Origin of the sequence: Candidatus Allofournierella excrementavium (assembly GCF_048526665.1) — a bacterium.
GTDB lineage: Bacteria > Bacillota > Clostridia > Oscillospirales > Ruminococcaceae > Allofournierella_A > Allofournierella_A excrementavium.
Map to the genome: position 1 here is coordinate 55,433 of NZ_DBGFPE010000035.1, position 21,692 is coordinate 77,124.

The following is a 21,692-nucleotide window of genomic DNA, read 5'->3' on the forward strand; positions in this document are numbered from 1 at the left end:
GTTGCACCGGCAACACCGGGCGTTCGCCCCGCGTTTTCAAAGGGGGTTCATTCGCACCCGCAGAAGGCGGGCACGCTGGGGTATTTCTTGCGAAGCTCGGCCAGCTTTTCGGGGCTGAGGGCCTCGCCGCTGCGGCGGCCGCACCGGGGGCACACATCGCCGATCACGCCCACATAGCCGCACACGGGGTCGCGGTCGACGGGGTGGTTGATGCTGCCGTAGCCCACGCCCGCGTCGTGCATGCAGCGCACCACGCTCTCGAAGGCCTCCAGGTTGTTGGCGGTGTCGCCGTCCAGCTCCACATAGCTGATGTGGCCGGCGTTGGTGAGGGCGTGATAGGGCGCTTCCTTCTGGATCTTGTCGTAGGCAGAGATCTGGAACCACACGGGGATGTGGAAGCTGTTGGTGTAGTACTCGCGGTCGGTGACGCCGGGGATGACGCCGAAGCGCTTTTTGTCCATCCGGGTGAACCGGCCGGAAAGGCCCTCCGCCGGGGTGGCCAGCAGGGTGAAGTTCATCTTCATTTCCTGGCTCTTCTTGTCGCAGAAGTCGCGCATGTGCTTGACGATCTCCAGGCCCTTCTTCTGCATCTCCTCGCTCTCGCCGTGGTGGTGGCCGTAGAGGGCGGTAAGGGTCTCGGCCAGGCCGATGAAGCCGATGGAGAGGGTGCCGTGCTTGAGCACCTCGCGCACCTCGTCGGCGGGGCCCAGGTTGTCGCTGTCCAGCCAGACGCCCTGGCCCATCAGGAAGGGGTAGTTGTAGACCCGCTTGGCCGCCTGGATCTCATAGCGGTCCAGCAGCTGCTGGGCCACCAGCTCCAGCATGGAGTCCAGCTTCTTGTAGAAGGCGGCCTCGTCGTGGTCGGCCAGGATGGCCAGACGGGGCAGGTTGATGGAGGTGAAGGACAGGTTGCCGCGGCTGTAGCTGATCTGGCGGTCAGGGTCGTAGACGTTGCCCATCACGCGGGTGCGGCAGCCCATGGTGGCCACCTCGGTCTCGGGATGGCCGGGCTTGTAGTACTGGAGGTTGAAGGGCGCGTCCAGGAAGACATAGTTCGGGAACAGGCGCTTGGCGCTGACCTTCATGCTCAGCTTGAACAGGTCGTAGTTGGGGTCGCCCTCGTTGTAGTTGACCCCCTCCTTGACCTTGAAGATGTGGATGGGGAAGATGGGCGTTTCGCCGTGGCCCAGGCCCGCGTCCTCCGCCAGCAGGATGTTGCGGATGGCCATGCGGCCCTCGGGGGAGGTGTCGGTGCCGTAGTTGATGCTGCTGAAGGGGGTCTGCGCGCCGGCGCGGGAGTGCATGGTGTTCAGGTTGTGAACGAAGCCCTCCATGGCCTGATAGGTGTCCCGGTCGGTCTGCTTGTAGGCCCGGCGGCGGGCGGTGGCCACGATGCGCTGCGCCTCCTCGGCGGAAAGGGCGCTGGTCTCTTCCAGGGCCTTCGCCACGATGGCGTCAAACTCGTCGGCCTTCACCTCGATGCGGGGCTGCATGCCCAGCTCGTCGGCGGCCTTGTTCACCGCCGCCTCGGTCAGGGCGCTCTCGTCCTCCGAGTTCAGCAGGTCCTCCACGCCCTCGGCCAGCTTTTTGCGGTAGAGCTTGGCAAAGCTCTTGCGGATGCCCTCGGCCATGCCGTAGTCAAAGTTCGGGATGGACTGGCCGCCGTGCTGGTCGTTCTGGTTGGACTGGATGGCGATGGCCGCCAGCGCCGCGTAGCTGCCGATGCTGGCAGGCTCGCGCAGGAAGCCGTGGCCGGTGGAGAAACCGCCGTGGAACAGGCGCAGGATGTCGATCTGGGTGCAGGTGGTGGTGAGGGAATAGAAATCGAAATCGTGGATGTGGATGTCGCCCTCGGAGTGGGCCTTGGCCTGCTCGGGGGTGAGCAGGTAGGCCGCGTTGTAGGCCTTGGCGCCGGCGGTGCCGATCTGCAGCATGCTGCCCATGGCGGTGTTGCCGTCGATGTTGGCGTTGTCGCGCTTCATGTCGCTGATGCGGGCGTCCACGTTGGTGATCTCGTCGATGGTCTTCATCAGGCTGGTGTTCGCCTCGCGGATGCGGGTGCGGTTGGCCCGGTACAGGATGTACTTCTTGGCCGCCTCGTCGTGGCCGCACTCCATCAGGCCGGTCTCCACCGCGTCCTGGATCTGCTCGATCTGGGGGGATTCCTCGCCGCAGTCCACCTCCAGGTGGCGCGAGACCTTGTTGGCCACGCGGGCCGCTTCCCGCGCGTCGCCCTCGCCGGCGGCCTCCAGGGCCTTGAGCACGGCGGCCGCGATCTTGCCCTCGTCGAACAAAACTACGCGGCCATCCCGCTTGATAACGCTTTTGATCATGATGCAAACTCCTCCTGACCCGGCTTCGCGCCTTGCTTTGCGCTGTGTCGGCCCCCCATGCGCGCCGTTTGGTCATTCTCTGTATTTTGGGGTGAGAACGCTACTTAAAACATTATGACACCTACATATAGTGGCTGTCAATATGACCGGGCGCAAAATTAGCGCCAAGGTTTGGATGAATTTTTTGTGAGTTTTGCTTTTCGCGTTCAAAAGGGCGCGAAAACATGCTACAATGGAAAGCGCACGGTGCGCCGAAACGGCGCACAATGTCCTATTATACCCCCCTGCGGGGAAAAGAAAAGGGGGTCCGCCGCCGTGGAGCAAAAAGAATTTCGCAGCGCCGGCGGCGTGGACTACGCCCTCACCCGCAAGCGGGTGAAAAACCTGAATCTGCGCCTTGGGCCGGACGGCAGCGTGCGGGTGAGCGCCCCGCTGCGGGCCAGCGCCGCCTCGGTGGACGCCTTTGTGGCCGCCCACGCCGGATGGGTGCAAAAGGCCCTGGCCCGGCAGAAGGCCGCCGAGGCCGCCCGGGCCGCGGCCCCCACGCCGAAGCCCGCCGACTGCCTGCCTCTGTTCCAGGCGGTGAACGACAGGGTGTTCCCCCGGTTCGCGGGGGTGCTGGGAGGCCAGAAGCCCATTATAAAGGTGCGGGACATGCGCACCCGCTGGGGCAGCTGCCACCCCGCCAAGCGGCAGATCACCCTGGCGGCGCGGCTGGCGCTGCAGCCCCCCGAGGCCGTTGAGTATGTGGTGGTGCACGAGTACTGCCACTTTGTGCACCCGGACCACCAGGCCGGGTTCTGGGCGCTGGTGGCAAGCATCCTGCCGGACTGGAAGGCCCGCCGGGCCCTTTTGCGAAACGCGCGCTGAGCGCACCATCCACGGAAAGGAAGATCCCTTTGGACGCAAAGTACAAACGCCTGGCGAACAACACCCTTTTGTTCGCCATCAGCAACTTTTCGGCAAAGCTGCTCAGCATCGTGCTGCAGCCCTACATCACCTTCGCCATGGGCCAGGTGGAAGAGGTGGGCATCACCAAGCTGGTGCAGAACATCGGCTCGCTGCTCATCCCGCTGGTGAGCATGGGCGTGAGCTACGCCATCATCCGCTTCGGCCTGGACGAAAAGGTGAAGAAAGGCTCGGTGTTCACCGACGGCCTGCTCACCATCCTCACCGGCTTTGTCATCATGCTGTGCTGCTATCCGCTGCTGCGGTTCATCCCGCTGTTCGCGGAGTACGCGCCGTTCCTTTATGTGCATGTGCTGGTGAGCTGCCTGCGCACCTGGTGCACCCAGTTCGTGCGCAGCCGCCAGCTGAACCGGCTGGTGGCGGTGGACGGCGTTTTGTGCAGCGCCACCAACCTGGGCTTCACCATCCTGTTCCTCTCCGGCTTCCACATGGGGGCCAAGGGCTATGTGCTGGCCATCATCTGCTCGGACGCATTGAGCGCGCTGTTCGTCTTCTGCATCGCCGGGCTGGGGCGGTATTTGCGGCCCCGCTTCCACTCCATGACTCTTTGGAAGCAGATGCTGGCCTACTCGCTGCCCATGGTGCCCGCCCAGATCAGCTTCTGGGTCATCAACGCCAGCGACCTGTTCTTCGTGCAGGCCATGTGCGGCGGCTACAAGGACCAGACCGGCGAATACTGGACCGGCCTTTTGGGCGTGGGCTATTTCCTGCCCACCATCCTGTCGGTGCTGGGCACCATCTTCTATGAGGCGTGGCAGCTGTCCGCCGTGACCGAGCTGGAGGGCCGCCAGCGGTTCTTCAGCCGGGTGTTCGGCCTTTACCAGAGCCTGCTTTTCTGCTGCTGCGCGGGCATCATCCTGCTGTGCCGCCCGCTGATGTTCATCTTCAAGGCCAACTTCTTCGACGCGTGGCAGTTCGTGCCCCTGCTGGCCATCGGCACTTTGTTCAGCTGCCTGAACCAGTTCCTCAACAGCATCTACATGGTGGAAAAGCGCAGCACCCTCTCGCTTTACACCATGCTGGCGGGCGCGGTGGTCAACTGCCTTTTGAACTGGCTGTTCATCCCGGTGATGGGCCCCGTGGGCGTGACCCTGGCCAGCTTCCTGAGCTACTTCGTGGTGTTCATCCTGCGTGCGGTGAACACCCGGGGCCTGCTGGCCATCGACTTTGCCCCCCTGCGCCTTTCCCTCAACCTGATCATGGTGCTGGCCGAGGCCGGGCTGATGATTTTCCAGACCCCCTACTGGCCGCTGTGGTGCACCCTCATCACCGTGGGCGTGTGCGCCTTCAACTTCCAGGGCGTGCTGGGCATCCTGATGCAGCTTTTGGGTAAACGCCGCCGCGCTTGACAGACGGGCGGCAGGAGGCTATACTATAAACAGTAATAATTCCTGTTTTATGGAAAGGACGGCAGAACGATGGATATGACAGCGCTTTACAAACTCAGCTGCGGGCTGTATGTCATCACCACGGTGGACGGCGGCCGGGGCGTGGGCTGCGTGGTGAACACGGTGACCCAGGTGACCGCCGAGCCGGTGCAGGTGATGGTGGCCATCAACAAGGAGAACTTCACCGCCGGGGCGGTGAAGCGCGCCGGGCGGTTCGCCGTGTCGGTGCTGACCGAGTCGGCCCCCATGGAGCTCATCGGCCGGTTCGGCTTCCGCTCCAGCAAGGACGAGGACAAGTTCGAGGGCCTGAAGGCGGTGGAGTTCAAGGCGCTGCCCTGCCCGGCGGAGCATGTGAACGCGGTGCTGGTGTGCCGGGTGAAGGAGACGGTGGACGCGGGCAGCCACCTTTTGTTCATCGCCGAGGTGGAGGACGCCGAGACCCTCTCCAAAGAGCCCTCCATGACCTATGCCTACTACCATCAGGTGAAGAACGGCCTGACCCCGCCCAAGGCCAGCAGCTATCAGGCTGCCGCGCCGGCCCCCGCCGCCGTCACCCGCTGGCAGTGCTCGGTGTGCGGCTACATCTACGAGGGCGAGGAGCTGCCCGCAGGCTTCACCTGCCCGGTGTGCAAGCAGGGCGCCGAGGTGTTCAAAAAACTGTGACGGCGCATCCCGTCCGATAACGGCAAAAGAAGGGCACAGCTTCGGCTGTGCCCTTCTTTTTTATGCCCGCGCAGCGGGAAATCGCGCTTTCCCTTACGCTTGCGTCAGCAGGCTTTTGCGCTTGGCCAGCAGGTAAGCCGCCATGACGATCATGCCGGCCAGCGAGATCACCGCGGCGCCCAGGGCGATGTAGACAAGGGGCTCCAGGCCGGGGGCCGCCGCGCCGGCGGGGATCGCGCCGGCGTTGAGCTCGGTGCCGTCGGTGAGGGTGACGATGAGCTCGCCCTTTTCGCCTTTTTCACCTTGGTCGCCCTTGTCGCCCTTCATGCCCTGCAGGGCCGAAACGGCGATCAGGTTCTGCCAGTCGCTGTCGGCGTCGTATTTCCACTGGATGTAGCCGTCCTCCACCTGCAGCTGGACTTCCTTGCCGTCCGCGCCGGTGATGGAGGAGAGGGGGAGCAGGTTTTTCCAGCCGGTGTCGGAGCCGGTGATGTAACGCCACTGGATGAATTCGCTGTCGTAGTCCACCTGCAGCTCCACTTCGCGGCCGTCCTCGCCCGCGTACCGCCACTGGATGGTGGCGCCGTCGTTTTTCAGCTCCACTTCGCGGCCGTCCGCGCCCGCGCCGGAGGTGTCCTCGGGCACCGTCAGCTCCACAAGATGGCTGGCGTAGTCGGTTTTATAGTCGCCGTTGCACTGCTCGTTGAAGATGTACAGCGTGCTGCCTTCGGGCAGTTCGGGCAGGGTGAACACCACCGTTCCCGCGGCCTCGTCCGCCGGCTGCAGTCTGCCGTAGTGGGTGTAGGTGCCGGTGCTGTCCACCACCAGGGCGGAGATGTATTCGTTCGCGCCCGCCGCCGCGCCGCTGTAATAGAAGGTGATGATGTTGCCCGCGCGATGCAGGTTCTCGATGGTGAACCCGTCGCGGCTGCTGTCTTTGAGGGTCAGCTTCCATTCGTTGCCGCTGTAATCGCCAATGGCGCTGATCTCGCCGTCCGGCTTCCCGCCGGATGCGGGGGAGCTGAAAAGGACGGCGCTGCTGTCCAGGTTGAAGGCGGGGCGGGCAGAATGTTGGAAATCCGTTTGCAAAGCGCCGACGTTGCCATCAGACGGATAGACAACGCCCACGTTGGTCGTCCATTCCGTGTTGGGCGTGCGCAGCCAAAAATGGTTGCTCACATGCGCGACGATTGAGGCCCAGGCCGCGACGTAATCGTAATACTCCTGAACGGAAAGGAAAAACATTTTGTTCTGCGCCGACAGGATGCATTCACCCCATGGGTCGTCATACAGTGTGTATGCGCCTTCGGTTTTTGCGATGCCCATCATAACGCCCTGTTCGACAGCGGAGAAATTGCTCGTACTGCCCGCAAACGCCTTGCACCACGCCTGCGCCTCACTGCCCTCCCATGCGGTCGAACCGTTGTACGGGTTATAGCGCATCGTTTCCAGCAGCCCATCCGTCAGCAAAAACACGCCGTCGGTCTGCTTGTCGAAGGCTTTGTCCGCGTCCAGCACCCGCCATTTGAGCGGAGAGCCCTGGTACAGGCCAAAGTAGATGTAGTCGCTGGGGTAATAGTAGCCATTGGAAAAGACCGGGTCGTTGAGGTCCGCCACCCCGGGCATGATCGCCTTGTCCGTGCCGTCGGCAAAGGCCGTGGTCTATGGCCCGATGAGCAGGCACAGGCTCAGCAGCGCGGCCAGAAGCCTGCCCACCGGGAAGTTCCGCTTGCCGCCTTGTTGTTTTTTCATCTTCTTTCCTCCTTTTTTCAGCGCAGAGACCTCCAAACACAAAAAGGACGCACCCCGTCCACGACCGGACCGTGGATGCGGCGCGTCCTTATATTATTACGGATCTCAAGGGCGACACGGCGCAGCGGTCTGTTCCCGTTCGCCGGGCCGTCGGGGCCTGCCCCGTTTGCAGAAACTTCTCCGGCAACGTTCCGTGCAGTCTCTGTGCCCTTTTGCTGGTAAGCATCGCCGCCTTCTTTTTGTGCTTGGAAGTGAACACAGCCTTATTATATCGCAGGCGGCGGGGCTTGAACATCGCCCGTTTCGGGCCCCAAAACGGGTGACCCGGGGCGCGGTGCCCAAGGCGGAAAAGGCGGTTTCAGCGCAGCATGTACTGTTTGAGGTCCTTCCGGGTCTTTATGTCCAGCTTGCGCATGGCTTCCGCGATGTGGGTCTTGACGGTGTTTGCCGAGATATTCAGGTGTTCCGCGATCTCCTGGGTGGTACAGCCCCGGGCGGCCAGCATGGCGATGGCGAACTCGGTGGTGGTCAGATCGTCCGCCACGTCGTGCCCGGTGACCGGGTTGTGAACTCTTCGCCAGCCGGAAGAGAAACGGTAGGTGATGTCGATGATCCTTTTGAAATCTTCCGGCCATTTCGGCTTGATGGCCGCCTCCAGCATGGCCCCCAGCAGGCCGTGGTGTTCGCCGAAGCCCTCGATCAGATCGTCCGGGCGGGCGACGTCCCAGGCGGCGAGAAGATGGGCCTGGGCGCGCTCGGTCTTTTTCAGGCTCATGTAGTCCATCACCGCCACCAGATGCAGGTAGATGGCGGAGATGGGGTAGCCGGCCGCGCCCATGGCCAGGGCGGCCTCCACGATGCCGGCGCTGATGGCGTATTCCTGTTTCAGATAGAGATAGTGGGCCTCCACATACAGCGCGAAGGCCCGCACCCCGGGCGGCAGCAGCGGCAGGAATTCGTCGGTGGGGGGCATTTCCTCCGGCAGGGGCAGGTGCAGCAGCACCGCCGCCGCAAAGGCCACAAAGGCCTCGATGGCCCGCCCCGGCGCGGCGGCGCCGCCGCCGGCGGTCAGTGTGCTGCGTATCTCATGCAGCGCCCGGCGGGCGTGGTCGATGCGGCCCATGGTCAGGCAGGAATAGGCAAAGATCCAGCAGGCGGAAAGCCGCACCCCCGCGTCCTTTGCCGTGAGATAGACCTGCGTTTCCTCCAGGGCCTTTTCCGCCTGGCCGCTGAAATAGTGATACTCCGCCAGGGCGATGTCCCGCGTGGGGCCCGCCTTCATCCCTTCAATGGCCTCCATGCAGTGCCCCGGCCGGAACGGGGTGTTCATCAGGGGCATGAAGCCGTGGAACAGCTCCGGCGCTTTTTGGGGGGGACGGCGGGTCCGGCTTTCTTTTTCTCCCTGCGGGGGTCGCCGGGCTTCCGGGCGTTTCCCGGGATGGCCCAGGAGCCGCCGAAGCGCTCCGCCCCGGGGATGCGCCCCTCGGCGCAGTACTGGTTGATGCGCCGCTGGGACACGCCCCATTTTTCCGCTGCTTCCCGAATGGAGAGATACCCTTCCATGACATCGCACCTCCTCTTGTGCCTGCCGGTGTTTCTTCTGATTTCAGCATATACGGGTTTTCGCAGAGTTTCAAACAAAGGAACGAAAAAAGGGCGCCGATGTGTTCCATCAGCACCCTTTTTGGTTTTCAGCGGCGCAGCTTTTCCTCCAGCTCCGCCTTTAGGGCCTCCAGCACCTCCCGGTGGCGCAGGTTGCGCATACCGGGGAAGGCACGCGGCAGACGCCGCGCGCCGAAGAGCCGCCGGTCGGTGATGGCCGCCCGCAAAAGGTCCCGCCGCGCTTCCAGGTCGGCGATGCGCCCGGGCAGGGCCTGCCGGCTCTCGGCCAGCTTTTCGTCGGCGGCCAGGGCCGCGTCGCCCAGCTCTTTGCTCACCGCGTCGCTGCCGCGGCGCAGGGCCGCGCCCAGCTTTTCCAGCTCCCGCAGGTCCCGCTCCAGGCCCGCCAGGGTGACCAGCGTGGCCGCCAGGTCCGCCGCCAGCACCGCCCCGAAAACCCCCAGCAGCACCCAGCCCGCCGTGTGGGGCAGGCGGTCCACCAGCCGGGCGATGGGCGGGTGCAGCAGCCGCACCGCCGCCATGCCCGCGAGGCCCCAGGCCAGGCTGAATTTCAAACAGATGTAGCCCCCGATGTTGAAGGGCTGGTCGGAATAGTCCCACCAGCTGGTGTGGAAGGCCTTTTTCAGCACGAAGCCGGTGACCAGTTCCAGCGCGCTGGTGAGCACCATGGAGCCGAGGAAGAGCAGCAGGGTGTTGCCCGCCAGCGGCTCCAGCACCAGCAGCACGATGCACATGCCCGTGCCGTAGATGGGGCAGACCGGCCCGTTCAGAAAGCCCCGGTTGACCCACTGGCCGGAGTTGACGGCGCAGAACACCACCTCCAGGCACCAGCCCAGGAAGGCGTAGATGAAAAAGTACCACAACAGCTGGTACAGGGTAAACGGCATGGGACGCACGCTCCTTTCCATGGATGCCATTATAGCACAAGCGGGGGCGTTGTGGTATACTGATTAGGCAAAGGGGGCGGGGAAGATGGCCGAGCGATGGGTGCTGCACTGCGACTGCAACAGCTTTTACGCCAGCGTGGAGCTGCTCTCCCGGCCCGAACTGCGCCAAAAGCCGGTGGCGGTGTGCGGCGACCCGGCCAGCCGCCACGGCATCATCCTGGCAAAAAACGAGCCCGCCAAGGCCATGGGGGTCAAGACCGCCGAGGCCATCTGGCAGGCAAAGCGCAAGTGCCCGGACCTTGTTCTGCTGGAGCCTCACCGGGAGCGGTATGTTCATTATTACAAGGTCATCAACGAGATCTACTGCCGCTTCACCGACCGGGTGGAGCCCTTCAGCATCGACGAGAGCTGGCTGGACGTGAGCGGCTCCTGGCAGCTGTTCGCCCAAAGCCCCAAGGCGCTGGCAGACCGGCTGCGGGCCGAGGTGCGCGGGGCCACCGGCCTGACCATCTCGGTGGGGGCCAGCTTCAACAAGGTGTTCGCAAAGCTGGGCAGCGACTACAAAAAGCCGGACGCCACCACCCTTATCACCCGGGAAAGCTTCAAAGACATCCTCTGGCCGCTGCCGGCCCGGGACATGCTTTTCGTGGGGCGTTCGGCCGCCGAAAAGCTGGCGGGCATGGGCATCTCCACCATCGGGGACCTGGCGGCGGCGGACGAAAAGGCGCTGGCTGCGGCCCTGGGCAAGCTGGGCCACACCTTAAGCCGCTACGCCCGGGGGCTGGACGACGCGCCGGTGCGCCTTTGGGGCGAAAAGGAGCCGGTGAAGAGCGTGGGCAGCGGGCGCACTTTCCCCCGGGACCTGGTCACCGCCGCCGAGGTGCACTCGGCGCTGTGGGCCCTCTCGGACGAGGTGGCCGCCCGCCTGCGCCGCCACGGCGTGTGGGCGGGGGCGGTGCAGCTGACGGTGCGGGACGCCTCCCTCAAGACCATCACCCGGCAGACGCGGCTGCCCATGAGCACCCATCTGGCCCGGGACCTGGCGGACGCCGCGTGGCGGCTGATGCAGGCCAACTGGCACGAGGGCCAGCCGGTGCGGATGCTCACGGTGACGGCCCAGGCCATCACCGAGGAGCCGGCGGCGGTGCAGCAGAGCTTTTTCGAGGACGCGCCCCGGCCCGACCCGAGGCGGGAAAAGCTGGAACAGAGCCTGGACGCCATCCGGGGCAAATACGGCAAGGGAGCCATCGGCGCGGGCAGCATTCTGCGCCGGGACCTGGGGCTGGGCCGCCTTTCCATGGAGGAAAAGGGCGGCGAAGACGAGGACGACGAGCGGGCGAAAGGCCCGCTATAACAGAGTGGGAAAGGAACGAGAACGTATGATCGAAGCGGTTTTGTTTGACATGGACGGCCTGATGTTCGACACCGAGCGGCTGTGGACCGAGGCCTGGATGGCCACCGCCGAGGCCGAGGGCCTGCCGGTGAACCTGGACGTGGTGGTGGCCATGCGGGGCTGCAACCGGGCGGGCTGCAAGCGGGTGTGTCTGGAACGGCTGGGCCCGGACTTTGACTTTGACGACTACCAGGCCAAGGCCCGGGTGGTGATGGACCGGCTGGTGGACGAGCACGACCTGCCCAAGAAGCCCGGCCTTGTGGAGCTTTTGAAAGAGCTGGAGCGCCGGGGCCTGCCGGCGGTGGTGTGCACCAGCACCCGCCGGGTCATCACCGAGGGCTATCTCAAGCGGGCGGGCATCGACGGCTATTTCAAGGGCCTTGTGTGCGGCGACGACGTGCAGCACGGCAAGCCCGACCCGGAGGTATTCCTGAAGGGCGCGGCGCTGGCGGGCAGGGCCCCGGAGCGCTGCATGGTGCTGGAGGACAGCCCCAACGGCATCCGCGCCGGCGCGGCGGCGGGCTGCAAGGCGGTGATGGTGCCCGACCTGATGGAGCCCACCGGCGAGCTGCAAACTCTGACGGCGGCCATCGTGCCGGACCTGTTCGCCGTCGTTCCCCTGCTGGACACCCTTTGAGACGCATCCTGAAAGGGCCCGGGGCAAAGCTGCCCCGGGCCCTTTTTTGCGCTTTTTTCAGCTGCCCTCTTTCCAAAAGCGGATGAAGCGGCGGGTGGCCAGGGTGGCCTGGGGCAGGCAGGCCAGCCCGATCTCCACCATCTGGGCCGGCGCAAGGGGAATGGCCCGGATGCCCTGCCGCTCGGGCAGGATCTGGGTCTCGTTGACCAGGGTCACCCCCAGCCCCGCCCGCACCATCTCGTGGGCGGCGTAGCGGTCGGAGGTGGTGAACTTGGTGTTGGGCTCCACCCCGAAGCGGGCCAGGATCTGGTTCGCGTCGGTCTCCTGGCTGGAGCAGATGTCGATGTAGGGCTCGGTGGCCAGCGCCTCGATGGGGAACATCTTTTCCCCGGCGAGGGGATGGCCCTCGCCCACCAGCACCATCATCCGGTCCTTGCGGAAGGGCATCCAGTCCAGCGGCTCGTCGCCCCGGCTCACAAGGCACAAATCGATGCGCCGCTCCACCACCGCCTGGCGCAGCTCCCGGTTGTAGCCCCACAGAACGCTCACCTTGATGTTGGGATACCGCTCCACGAATTTGACCACCTGCTTGGTCAGCAGCGGATAGCTGGAACTGTAGGCGGTGCCGATGGTGAGGGAGCCTATCTCCAGGCCGTTCAGCTGGGCCACCTGCTGCTTGAGCTTTTCCTCCGCGTGGAGGAAGGCCCGCACGTCCGGCAGAAGCAGCCGGCACTCGTTGGTGGGGGTCACGCCCCGGTGGTGGCGCACCAGCAGCGGAAAGCCGATCTCCTCTTCCAGCGTGGTGATGATGCGGCTCACGCCGGAGGTGGTGTAGTTGGTCTGGGCCGCCACCGCGGCCATGCTGCCGCTGTCCACGGCGTTCACCAGGATGCGCCATTTTTCAACGTTCATGTCTGCCTCCATCGTTGACATTTTCGCAACGCTACCTATATAAACCTTCACTTTACAAAAATGATACCCCGTGGTTAAATGATTGTCAAGGGGAAGCGTGAAGAATTTAACAGACTTTTGTCGATTCAAGCGGTGTCTGCCCGGCCGGGGCACGGCGTTCGCTCTCCCGCGCGGTGCGCCGCGTTCTGTCCGTTTTTTCATCGATCGCTAATTTGCCTGTAAGGAGTGAGTCAAACGATATGAACAGCATGGTTATCTGCCTTGTCATCTTCGTGGTCATGATCGTTCTGTTCTTCAACCGCAAGCTGCCCATGTCCTTTACCAGCATGGGCGTTGTGGTGGCCCTGTTCGTGACCGGCTGCGTGGACGCCGAGACGGTGTTCGCCGGTTTCGGCAACAACAACGTGCTGACCATGGCCGGCATGTTCATCGTGGCCGCCGGCCTGTCCCGCACGCAGATGGTGAACAACATCACCAAGCTGCTCTACAAGATCACCAAGGGTTCCTTCACCAAGGTGCTGGCGTCCTACATTCTGGTGATCTTCCTGCTGGGCCAGTTCGTGCCCAGCCTGCCCGCCCTGTTCGCCATGGTCTATCCGCTGGTGATGAACATGTGCAGCCAGCTGAAGGTGAGCCCCTCGAAGATGATGTACCCCATCGCCGTGACGGTGGTGTCCACCTCCTTCGTCATCGAGCCCATCGGCCCCTACGCCGCCTGGTACGTCACCCAGAACGGCTACCTTGAGTCCTACGGCTGGACCGGCGAGATGCTGAGCATGTGGAACGAGACGATGGTGTTCCTGCCCACCGCCATCGTGACCCTGCTGCTGACCATCTTCGTGCTGCCCCGCATGATGCCCGACGAGCCCGACATCCCCCTGGCCGCCATCTCCGGCCCCAGCATCAGCGAGCAGGAGCCCCTGTCGCCGGTGCGTGAGGTCATCGGCTACGGCGTGTTCATCCTGGTGGTCATCGGCCTGATGCTGGGCCTGCCCTCCTGGGCTGTGACCATGGCCGGCGCCGCCGTCGTGACCCTGGCGGGCGTGCTCACCGAGCAGCAGGCCCTGGTGCGCATGAACATGAGCATGGTGCTGCTGTATGCGGGCGTCACCGTGATGGGCGAGGCGCTGGGCAACACCGGCGCCGCCCAGCTGCTGGGCGACGGCGCCGCGGCCCTGCTCAGCGGTGTGACCAACGGCTACGTCATCGGCGCGGTGTTCTACATCGTGTCCTTCCTGATGACTTCCTTCCTCTACAACCGCGCCACCACCACCGTGCTCATCCCCATCCTCATCATCACCTGCAGCTCCATCGGCTGCGACCCCCGCGGCCCGGTCATCCTGTGCTCGCTGGCGTCCATGTCGTCCCTCATCACCCCCATGCCCAACCCGGTGGTGCCCATGGCCATGCAGGCCGGCGGCTACACCCAGAAGACCATCCTCAAGGTGGGCCTTGTGCCCGCGGTGGTCCGCGGCGTGGTGGGCGTGCTCATCGCCATGACCCTGTTCCCGGCGTTCGGCTGAGCCGCCCGTTCATCCCCTTTTTCGATCACATCAAGGAGGCAATGCTATCATGAAGCGTTTTGAAAATAAAGTTGTGGCCATCACCGGCGGCGGTTCCGGCATGGGCCGCGTGTCCAGCGAGCTGTTCGCCCAGGAGGGCGCCACCGTCTGCGTGGTGGACATCAACGGCGCCGCCGCCCAGCAGACCGTGGACAACATCCTGGCCGCCGGCGGCAAGGCCAAGGCCTACACCCTGGACATCACCGACGCCCCCGCCATGGAGGCCTTCTTCAAGGACGTGGTGGACACCTTCGGCCGCATCGACGTCTACTTCACCATCGCCGGCATCAGCCCCATGGGCACCGCCGTGACCACCAGCGTGGAGGACTTCCGCAAGGTGGTGGCGCTGGACATGGAGAGCGTGTTCCTGGGCTGCAAATACTCCATCCCCTACATGGAAAAGCAGGGCGGCGGCGTGATTCTGAACCTGGCCGGCACCTACGGCATCCGCCCCACCCCCAACAAGCTGGGCTACTCCGCCGCCAAGGCCGGCGCGCTGAGCATCACCCGCTCGGTGGCCATCGACTTTGCCCGCAGCAACATCCGCTGCAACGCCATCTGCCCGGGCTTTGTGAACACCCCGCTGAACAACGGCTTTGAGGGCGAGGCCCGCCAGCGCTTCCTGGACACCTACCAGCCCGCGCCCTTTGAGATCCAGGCCCGCGACATCGCCGAGACGGCGCTGTTTCTGGCCAGCGACGAGGCCCGCGCCATCACCGGCCAGGCCATCGTGGTGGACGGCGGCACCGAGGCTTCGCTGTATCTGAACTACAAGCGGGCAAAATAAACCGCGCAAAACAAGCTTTGTCCGGCGCGCGGCGCATGCCGCCGCGCGCCTTTGCTGTTTCCGTTTTGGGAAAGGAGCGTAACATTCCATGAAAGAGTTTATCGTTGTGCCCGGCTGCCTGTGGGACGGCGTTTCCGGCGCGGTGGCCGAGGACCGGGCCGTTCTGGTCCGGGACGGCGTGGTGCGCCGCATCGGCCCCAAGGCCGAACTGGTGAAGGAAGCCCCCGGCGCGCAGCTGCTGGAGGACGCGGACTGGCTGATGCTGCCCGCCTTCGTGAACGCCCATGACCACGGCCGCGGCATGTCGCCGGTGTCCTTCGGCACCCCCGACCAGGCGCTGGAGGTGTGGCTGCAGGACCTGAACAAGCTGCCCGCCATCCCCCACTACGACGCCTGCTTCTATGACGGCGTGCGCCTTGCCTCGGCGGGCGTGGGCACCGTGCTGCACAGCCACAACCCCAACAACTTCGGCGACATCTGCCAGGAGATGATCCAGGCGGCCCGGGGCTACCGGGACGCGGGGGTGCGCAGCATCCTCTGCCCGCTGTATCTGGACCAGAACAAGCGCATCTACTACGACCGCGACAAGTTCATCGAGTCTCTGCCCGAGCCTCTGCGCACCAACTTCGCCGCCGGCATCCGCGACCGCATCATGACCATCGACGAGTATCTGGAGCTGGTGGAGCGCATCCAGGACGGCCTGCGCAAGGAGATCGACGAGGGCTGGGTGGAGGTGCAGCTGCATCCCAACGGCGGCCAGTGGTGCAGCGACGAGGCGCTGCTTCGCATGAAGGAATACGCCCTGGCCCACGGCATGTACATCCACCTGCACCTGCTGGAGACCCAGTATCAGGCGGAGTATGCCCGGCGCACCTGGGGCAAGAGCTTCATCCAGCACTACCAGGACATCGGCTTTTTGGGGCCCTGGGTCTCCTTTGCCCACGCCGTCTGGCTGGACGAGGAGGACCTGCAGCTGATCGCCGCCTCCGGCGCCCATCTGGTGACCAACCCCTCCTCCAACCTGCGGCTGCGCAGCGGCGCGTTCAACATGCGCCGCGCCTGCGAGCTGGGCCTTGCCTGCGGCATCGGCCTGGACGGCTGCGCCTTTGACGACGACCAGGACTATCTGCGGGAGATCCGCGTGGCCTGGCTGAACAACCGCCACAACGGCGTGGACGGCGGCGTGCCCTATCTGGACGTGCTGAAGATGGCCACCTCCCGGGGCGCCACCGAGGCCGCGCGGCGCCTGTCCCAGGGCGTTCTGAAGGAGGGCTGCAACGCCGACTTCGTCTGCGTCAGCCTGGAAAGCCTCACCCGCCCCTACACCGACCCGGGCCTTGACCCCCTGGCCATGCTGGTGCAGCGGGGCACCCGCGCCAGCGTGCGCATGACCTTTGTGAACGGCGAGCAGAGCTGGGGCGCCGACGAGGCGTTTTCCGGCAAGGAAAAGGCCGCCGAAGAGCGCATCTGCGCCTCCATCCGCAAGCTGCGGGCCGCCGACCCCGGCAAGCGGGACAACGAGCCCCTGCTGAGCCGGGTGCACGATTTCTACGCCGCAAGCCTGCGCAAGTGAGCGCCTTGGGCCAAAGAGAGGGAACCGTGATATGAACAGCAAGACCTCCCTGCGCAAGGGCGTGTTTTTTCCTGCCTTCCTGCTGGTGCTGGGCGCCGGCGTGGTGGGGCTGGTGAACAACAAACTCCTCATCAACTGCTTTCAGGCGGTGTTCAACTGGTCCTATGTGAACCTGAGCTGGATGTATCAGTTCATCATGGCGGCGCTGTTTGTGCTGTGCTGCCTGCTGCTGTTCTCCCGCAAGGGCGACATCCGCATCGGCGGCAAGGACGCAAAACCCAAATACAGCTTCTGGACCTGGTTCGCCATGTCCCTGACCGGCGGCATCGGGGCCAGCATCGTGTCCTCGGGCGTGTCCCAGCCCATCACCTTCCTGGAGAGCGTGTGGGGCGAACTGGAGGGCTACGGCATCGAGCCCGGCTCCTCCGAGGCGGTGCTCTTCGCTTTGGGCCGCACCTTCCACGAGTGGGCCTTCTTCCCCTACGCCTTCTACGGCGTGTGCGGGGTGCTCATCGCCTATGTGTGCTACAACAAGAAAAAGCCCCTGACCATCTCCAGCACCCTGTCGCCCCTGTTCGGCGACAAGGCGAGCCGCCCCGGCGTGGCCGCCCTGGTGGACATGTCCGCCGTGCTGGCGCTGGCGCTGGCCATCGTGGGCACGCTGGGCACCTTCATCGGCCTGGTGACCTCCTGCCTGAAGCAGGTGTACGGCCTCACGGTGGGCGCGCCGGTGATGTTCGCCGTCATGGCGGTGACCACGGTGGTGTATCTGCTGTCCTCCCTGAGCGGCGTGGACAAGGGCATCAAGTTCTTCGCCCGGCTGAACTTCAAGTTCTACATGCTCCTGCTGCTGGTGGTGGCCCTGCTGGGCGGCTCGCTGGCCTGGATCCTGAACGCCGGCACCTCCTCCCTGGGCTACTGGCTGCAGAACCTGCCCCTGTGGACCTTCGACACCGGCACCGCCGGCGGCGAGAACCTCATCAAGTGGTGGACCATCTACAACTGGACCTTCTGGATGGCCTTTGCGCCGGTGACCGGCGTGTTCCTGGCCCAGCTGAGCTACGGCCACACCATCCGGGAGGTGCTGATCGTCAACTGGATCATGCCCAGCCTCTTTGCGGTGGTCTGGTTCTCCATCTTCGGCGGCTGCGCCATCGACTGGCAGCTCTCCGGCGTGGTGGATCTGGCCGCCGTGATGCAGGAGAACGGCACCTACGCCGCCATCTGGAGCTTCATCCGCCAGCTGCCCCTGAGCGCCGTTCTGGTGCCGGTGACGCTGTTCGTGATGCTCATTTCCTTTTCCACCAGCGCGGACAACAGCGTCACGGTGATCTCGGCGCTGTGCATGCGCGGGCGCAGGATCGGCGACGAGGCCCCCGCCCCGGTGAAGATCGCCTGGGGCGTGGCCATCGGGCTGCTGTCCTTCCTGCTGATGGCCTACGCCTCCGGCGGCAAGGGCAACGACGGCGTGCGCTACATGGTGGTGTCCATCGGCAGCGTGTTCTCCATCCTCATCATCCTGCAGATCGCCGCGGCGGTGAAGGTGTTCTTCTTCCCGTCCCGCAGCGAAGACGAAGCAGATATTTCCCAATGACCTGCCTTTTGGGCAGTGCTCCTTTTCACAACATGCGGAAAGCCCCGCGGAGAAGTTCTCCGCGGGGCTTTCTGCGTTCTTTTTTCAGTTGGAGCTTTCGGCCCGGGCGCTCTCTTTGCCCTCGCCGGCAAAGAACTCCCGCACAAGGCGAACCACCGTGCCGGAAAGCAGCAGCAGCGCGATGAGGTTCGGAATGGCCATCAGGCCGTTGAAGGTGTCGGCGATGCTCCACAAAAGGCCCAGGTCCACCGTGGCGCCCAGGATGGCCACGAAGGAGTAGACCACCAGGAAGGGCCGGATGACCTTTTCGGTGCGGCACAGATAGGAGATGCAGGTGGAGCCGTAGAGCCCCCAGCCGATGATGGTGGAGAAGGCAAAGCAGCACAGCGCCACCATGGTGAACAGCGACACCCAGCTGCCGTAGGCGGCGGTGAAGCCGGAGATGGTCAGCTCGGCGCCGGCCTCGGCGCCGTAGGGCACCGGCGTGCCGCTGCACAGGATGACCAGGGCGGTGAGGGTGCAGATGACGATGGTGTCGGCAAAGACCTCGAAGATGCCGAACATGCCCTGCTTCACCGGCTTTTTGGTGTCGGCGCAGGCGTGGGCGATGCTGCCGGTGCCAAGGCCCGCCTCGTTGGAGAAGATGCCCCGGGACACGCCCTTTTTCAGGCTCAGGAACACGCTGCCCACCACGCCGCCGGTGAAGGCCCGGGGCTGGAAGGCGCCGCCCACGATGGCCGCCAGCACGCCGGGCAGCCGTTGGAAGTTCAGCGCCACCACGCCCAGCGCCAGCGCCACATACAGCAGCGCCATGAAGGGCACCAGCTTTTCGGCCACGCTGCCGATGCGCTTGATGCCGCCCAGCAGCACCAGGGCCACCAGCATGGCCACGAAGACGCCCACGATGAGGTTGAGCATGGGCAGCGCGCCCTCGCCCGCCAGGCCGTACTGCAAAAGGGCCGCGTCGATGGAGGTGACGATGGTGTTCACCTGGGTGGCGTTGCCGGTGCCGAACACCGTGAGCACGCCGAACAGGGAGTAGAGCGCCGCCAGCCACTGCCAGCGCTTGCCCAGGCCGTTTTTGATGTAGTACATGGGGCCGCCGGTCCAGTTGCCCGCGGCGCTGCGCTCCCGGAAGTGAAGCGCCAGGGTGACCTCGGAGAACTTGGTGCACATGCCCAGCAGCGCCGAGCACCACATCCAGAACACCGCCCCCGGCCCGCCGATGGCGATGGCCCCCGCCACGCCGGCGATGTTGCCGGTGCCCACGGTGGCGGCCAGCGCCGTGCACACGGCCTGGAAGGGGGTCATGGCCCCGTCGGCCGCGTCCTTCTTGCGGAACATCCGCCCCAGGGTGGTGCGGATGGCATAGGGAAATTTGCGGATCTGCAAAAAGCGGGTGCGCACGCTGAGCAGCAGCCCCACGCCCAGGATGCAGACCATCGCCGGCACGCCCCAGATAAAGTCGTTGACCGCCCCGTTGACGGTCCGTATCAGTTCTACCATAGTGATTCCCTACCCCTTGCTTTTGCGCGGTGCGTCCGCGCTTTTTTCGCGCAAGGGCCCGCCGCATCGGGCCCTTTGCCGCCTTCAGCCCTCGCCGTGCTCGGCGCGCCAGGCGGCGCTCTCCGCCTTTTCGATGGCGGTGCGCTTTGCGATGGCCTCGGCCAGCGCCTGCCGCTCGTTTTCCAGCGGCAGCTTGCGGGCGATGAGGGCCTTGGTCTTGACGCCCTGCTGGGTGAACATGGCCTCGTGCTCGGTGCGGATGTTCCAGGCCGGCTCGCCGGCGTGGAGGTCCCGCGTCTGCCAGGTGATCTCAAAGCCCGCCTCGGGGAAGTAGGCCAGGCTGTCGTTGAAGAGGCCCTCGTCGTCGGTCTTGAAATACACCTCGCCCCCGTCCGCCAGCATCCGCCGGTAGAGCGCCAGCTGCCGCGTGTGGGTGAGCCGGTGCTTTTTGTGGGCCAGCTTGCGGTTCCAGGGGTTGCAGAAGTTGATGTAGATGCGCTGCACCTCGTCCCGCTCGTCCATCACGTTCGCGATGCGCTCGATGTCGAAGCTGGCGATGAGCACGTTGTCCACCGGCATGCCCTTTTCGGCGTAGGCCTTCTCGATCTTGCGCTTGGCCAGGATGAGCACCTTGTCGGTGATGTCCACCCCCAGATAGTTCACCTCCGGGTGGGCGGAGGAAAGCTGGGCCAGATAGCCGCCCTTGCCGCAGCCCAACTCCAGATGGAAGGGCTGGCCGGGCCGGGCGAAGAGGCTGCGCCAGCGGCCCTTGTTTTCCAGCGGCTCGTGGGCGTGCCAGTCGGTGGCCAGAAGCTCCGGCCGCGCGTAGGGTTTGAATCGCATTCGCATGGATGTCGTTTCTCCTTATTCCGTGAATTGCCGCGCCCAGAAGGCGCGCAGGGCCGCGATGTCCGCCGCGCAGCTGCCCTGCACGAAGCCGGGCTTGCCGCCGCCGCGGCCGTCGAGAGCCGCGTTCAGCTCTTTGCAGAGGGGCCGCAGGTCCGCCCCTTCGCCGGTGCAGGCGATGGCGTAGGCAAGGCCGCCCTTCTTTTCGCTCACCGCGCAGCACACGCCGGGGCGGCTCTCGGAAAGGGCCGCCGCCAGCCGCCGCAGCCCGTCCGGGCCAAGGCCCGGCTTGCAGACCAGCGGGTTTGCGTCCGTTTCGCCGGCGGCCCAGAGGGCGAACAGCTGGTTTTCAAGGCCGGTGAGGCGGAACTTCGCCGCCTCCAGCTCCGCCTTCTGCCGCCCGACCGCGTCGGCAAGGCCCTCCACCGAAGCGGAGAGCGCCGCCCCCGCCCGGCGGCACTGGCCGTCCACAAGGCGGTGGCGCGCCAGCGCCCGGCCCCCGCACACCACCTGCAGGCGGGTGCCGGTCTTATACTTGATGTGGTCGATGATCTTGATCTGGCCCACCTGGCCCGTGCGCTGCACATGGGTGCCGCAGCAGGCGCAGCAGTCCGCCCCGGGCATGGTGACAAGGCGCACCGGGCCCTCCAATTCCTTCTTGCTGCGGTAGGTGAGGTGAGCCAGCTGCTCCTTTTCGTACCAGACGGCCTGGGTCTCCACGTCCTGCCAGACGATGCGGTTGGCCGCCTCTTCCGCCCGGGCAAGGCCCTCGGCATCCACCGGCACGCTCAGGTCCATCAACAGATAGTCCTGCCCGATGTGAAAGCCCACGTTCTCCGCGCCGAACATGCTGTGCAGTATCCCCGAGAGGATGTGCTCCCCCGAATGCTGCTGGGTCAGGTCCAGCCGGCGGGCGGCATCCACCCTGCCCTCCACCGTCTCGCCCGCCGTCAGCGGCCCGTCGGTGAGGTGGCGGATGACGCCCTCTTTTTCGTGCACGTCCAGCACCCGCACGCCGCCCAAAAGGCCCCGGTCGGCGGGCTGGCCGCCCCCTTCGGGGTAGAAGGCGGTGCGGTCCAGCACCACCTGCCAGCCGTTTTTGTCCTCTTCGCACTCCAGCACCCGGGCGGTGAACTCCAGCACCGGCGGCTGGGCGTAGAAAAGCTTTTCGGTGTGTTCCATGAAACGTGCCCCCTTCTGGCGGTATCAGGGCTATTATAGCACAAAGCTGCCGCTGGAAAAAGCCCGGCGGATAGTGTATAATAAAGCG

18 protein-coding genes are annotated in these 21,692 nt (G+C 65.0%); 9 read left to right on the forward strand and 9 right to left on the reverse strand.

The genetic code is table 11. The features are described from left to right. Positions 1-47: 47 nt before the first annotated feature. Positions 48-2,333, reverse strand: a complete 2,286-nt coding sequence (locus ACMI1Q_RS08535) for an anaerobic ribonucleoside triphosphate reductase (protein WP_419503471.1) — start codon at positions 2,331-2,333, stop codon at positions 48-50. A 315-nt stretch (positions 2,334-2,648) separates the two neighbouring features. Between ACMI1Q_RS08535 and ACMI1Q_RS08540 the strand changes: the two genes are divergently transcribed. From ACMI1Q_RS08540 to ACMI1Q_RS08550, 3 genes are all read left to right on the forward strand, one after another. Continuing rightward, on the forward strand, positions 2,649-3,203 hold the full coding sequence (locus tag ACMI1Q_RS08540) for a M48 family metallopeptidase (RefSeq protein WP_419503472.1): 555 nt from the start codon (positions 2,649-2,651) through the stop codon (positions 3,201-3,203). 29 nt (positions 3,204-3,232) lie between these two features. Continuing rightward, on the forward strand, positions 3,233-4,651 hold the full coding sequence (locus tag ACMI1Q_RS08545) for a lipopolysaccharide biosynthesis protein (protein WP_419503473.1): 1,419 nt from the start codon (positions 3,233-3,235) through the stop codon (positions 4,649-4,651). Positions 4,652-4,720: 69 nt separating this feature from the next. After that, positions 4,721-5,353, forward strand: coding sequence for a flavin reductase (locus ACMI1Q_RS08550; protein WP_419503474.1), 633 nt, complete (start codon positions 4,721-4,723; stop codon positions 5,351-5,353). 93 nt (positions 5,354-5,446) lie between these two features. Here the strand turns inward: ACMI1Q_RS08550 and ACMI1Q_RS08555 are convergent, their stop codons facing one another. From ACMI1Q_RS08555 to ACMI1Q_RS08570, 4 genes are all read right to left on the reverse strand, one after another. Then, entirely contained in the window at positions 5,447-6,979 is a 1,533-nt protein-coding gene (locus tag ACMI1Q_RS08555) for a DUF6273 domain-containing protein (protein WP_419503475.1), read from the reverse strand. A 484-nt stretch (positions 6,980-7,463) separates the two neighbouring features. After that, positions 7,464-8,435: a helix-turn-helix domain-containing protein gene (locus tag ACMI1Q_RS08560; RefSeq protein ID WP_419503476.1), complete on the reverse strand. Its 972-nt coding sequence runs from the start codon at positions 8,433-8,435 to the stop codon at positions 7,464-7,466. Further along, the gene (locus ACMI1Q_RS08565) at positions 8,435-8,668 is read right to left on the reverse strand and encodes a helix-turn-helix domain-containing protein (protein ID WP_419503477.1); all 234 of its coding nucleotides are present in this window, start codon (positions 8,666-8,668) and stop codon (positions 8,435-8,437) included. The genes ACMI1Q_RS08560 and ACMI1Q_RS08565 overlap by 1 nt, the downstream gene beginning before the upstream one ends. A 128-nt stretch (positions 8,669-8,796) precedes the next feature. Next, the gene (locus tag ACMI1Q_RS08570) at positions 8,797-9,612 is read right to left on the reverse strand and encodes a putative ABC transporter permease (RefSeq protein WP_419503478.1); all 816 of its coding nucleotides are present in this window, start codon (positions 9,610-9,612) and stop codon (positions 8,797-8,799) included. Between the two features lie 85 nt (positions 9,613-9,697). Here ACMI1Q_RS08570 and dinB point away from each other — a divergent pair, with 85 nt between their 5' ends. Next, the gene (dinB, locus tag ACMI1Q_RS08575; RefSeq protein WP_419503479.1) at positions 9,698-10,966 is read left to right on the forward strand and encodes a DNA polymerase IV; all 1,269 of its coding nucleotides are present in this window, start codon (positions 9,698-9,700) and stop codon (positions 10,964-10,966) included. Between the two features lie 25 nt (positions 10,967-10,991). Beyond that, positions 10,992-11,642, forward strand: a complete 651-nt coding sequence (locus ACMI1Q_RS08580) for an HAD family hydrolase (protein ID WP_394980433.1) — start codon at positions 10,992-10,994, stop codon at positions 11,640-11,642. 57 nt (positions 11,643-11,699) lie between these two features. On the opposite strand, the gene ACMI1Q_RS08585 is transcribed toward ACMI1Q_RS08580, so the two are convergent. Then, a complete protein-coding gene (locus ACMI1Q_RS08585; protein ID WP_419503480.1) occupies positions 11,700-12,554 on the reverse strand; it encodes a LysR family transcriptional regulator in 855 nt (284 codons plus the stop codon). Between the two features lie 239 nt (positions 12,555-12,793). On the opposite strand from ACMI1Q_RS08585, the gene ACMI1Q_RS08590 reads away from it, so the two are divergent. From ACMI1Q_RS08590 to ACMI1Q_RS08605, 4 genes are all read left to right on the forward strand, one after another. Continuing rightward, positions 12,794-14,077: an SLC13 family permease gene (locus ACMI1Q_RS08590; RefSeq protein WP_419503481.1), complete on the forward strand. Its 1,284-nt coding sequence runs from the start codon at positions 12,794-12,796 to the stop codon at positions 14,075-14,077. Positions 14,078-14,126: 49 nt separating this feature from the next. Continuing rightward, positions 14,127-14,903, forward strand: coding sequence for an SDR family NAD(P)-dependent oxidoreductase (locus ACMI1Q_RS08595; protein ID WP_330055761.1), 777 nt, complete (start codon positions 14,127-14,129; stop codon positions 14,901-14,903). Positions 14,904-14,991: 88 nt separating this feature from the next. Continuing rightward, positions 14,992-16,476, forward strand: coding sequence for an amidohydrolase family protein (locus ACMI1Q_RS08600; protein WP_419503482.1), 1,485 nt, complete (start codon positions 14,992-14,994; stop codon positions 16,474-16,476). Between the two features lie 31 nt (positions 16,477-16,507). Next, positions 16,508-18,070 carry a BCCT family transporter gene (locus ACMI1Q_RS08605; RefSeq protein ID WP_419503483.1) on the forward strand — a complete coding sequence of 521 codons (1,563 nt, stop codon included), beginning with the start codon at positions 16,508-16,510 and terminating at the stop codon, positions 18,068-18,070. An 84-nt stretch (positions 18,071-18,154) separates the two neighbouring features. Here ACMI1Q_RS08605 and ACMI1Q_RS08610 read toward each other — a convergent pair whose 3' ends face one another. The 3 genes from ACMI1Q_RS08610 to ACMI1Q_RS08620 form a co-directional block, all read right to left on the reverse strand. Then, positions 18,155-19,576 (reverse strand): alanine/glycine:cation symporter family protein, encoded by a 1,422-nt coding sequence (locus ACMI1Q_RS08610; protein WP_419503484.1) that lies wholly within the window; start codon positions 19,574-19,576, stop codon positions 18,155-18,157. A gap of 84 nt (positions 19,577-19,660) precedes the next feature. Continuing rightward, a complete protein-coding gene (gene trmB, locus ACMI1Q_RS08615) occupies positions 19,661-20,425 on the reverse strand; it encodes a tRNA (guanosine(46)-N7)-methyltransferase TrmB (protein WP_419503485.1) in 765 nt (254 codons plus the stop codon). A gap of 15 nt (positions 20,426-20,440) precedes the next feature. Beyond that, the gene (locus tag ACMI1Q_RS08620; RefSeq protein ID WP_419503486.1) at positions 20,441-21,604 is read right to left on the reverse strand and encodes an alanyl-tRNA editing protein; all 1,164 of its coding nucleotides are present in this window, start codon (positions 21,602-21,604) and stop codon (positions 20,441-20,443) included. Between the last annotated feature and the right edge of the window lie 88 nt (positions 21,605-21,692).

Bases quoted from the DNA above. Each gene is read 5' to 3' on its own strand.
- ACMI1Q_RS08535 (WP_419503471.1), bottom strand. From the start codon at position 2,333: ATGATCAAAAGCGTTATCAAGCGGGATGGCCGCGTAGTTTTGTTCGAC.
- ACMI1Q_RS08550 (WP_419503474.1), top strand. From the start codon at position 4,721: ATGGATATGACAGCGCTTTACAAACTCAGCTGCGGGCTGTATGTCATC.
- ACMI1Q_RS08555 (WP_419503475.1), bottom strand. From the start codon at position 6,979: ATGCCCGGGGTGGCGGACCTCAACGACCCGGTCTTTTCCAATGGCTAC.
- ACMI1Q_RS08560 (WP_419503476.1), bottom strand. From the start codon at position 8,435: ATGAACACCCCGTTCCGGCCGGGGCACTGCATGGAGGCCATTGAAGGG.
- ACMI1Q_RS08565 (WP_419503477.1), bottom strand. From the start codon at position 8,668: ATGGAAGGGTATCTCTCCATTCGGGAAGCAGCGGAAAAATGGGGCGTG.
- ACMI1Q_RS08570 (WP_419503478.1), bottom strand. From the start codon at position 9,612: ATGCCGTTTACCCTGTACCAGCTGTTGTGGTACTTTTTCATCTACGCC.
- dinB (WP_419503479.1), top strand. From the start codon at position 9,698: ATGGCCGAGCGATGGGTGCTGCACTGCGACTGCAACAGCTTTTACGCC.
- ACMI1Q_RS08580 (WP_394980433.1), top strand. From the start codon at position 10,992: ATGATCGAAGCGGTTTTGTTTGACATGGACGGCCTGATGTTCGACACC.
- ACMI1Q_RS08585 (WP_419503480.1), bottom strand. From the start codon at position 12,554: ATGAACGTTGAAAAATGGCGCATCCTGGTGAACGCCGTGGACAGCGGC.
- ACMI1Q_RS08590 (WP_419503481.1), top strand. From the start codon at position 12,794: ATGAACAGCATGGTTATCTGCCTTGTCATCTTCGTGGTCATGATCGTT.
- ACMI1Q_RS08595 (WP_330055761.1), top strand. From the start codon at position 14,127: ATGAAGCGTTTTGAAAATAAAGTTGTGGCCATCACCGGCGGCGGTTCC.
- ACMI1Q_RS08600 (WP_419503482.1), top strand. From the start codon at position 14,992: ATGAAAGAGTTTATCGTTGTGCCCGGCTGCCTGTGGGACGGCGTTTCC.
- ACMI1Q_RS08605 (WP_419503483.1), top strand. From the start codon at position 16,508: ATGAACAGCAAGACCTCCCTGCGCAAGGGCGTGTTTTTTCCTGCCTTC.
- ACMI1Q_RS08610 (WP_419503484.1), bottom strand. From the start codon at position 19,576: ATGGTAGAACTGATACGGACCGTCAACGGGGCGGTCAACGACTTTATC.
- trmB (WP_419503485.1), bottom strand. From the start codon at position 20,425: ATGCGAATGCGATTCAAACCCTACGCGCGGCCGGAGCTTCTGGCCACC.
- ACMI1Q_RS08620 (WP_419503486.1), bottom strand. From the start codon at position 21,604: ATGGAACACACCGAAAAGCTTTTCTACGCCCAGCCGCCGGTGCTGGAG.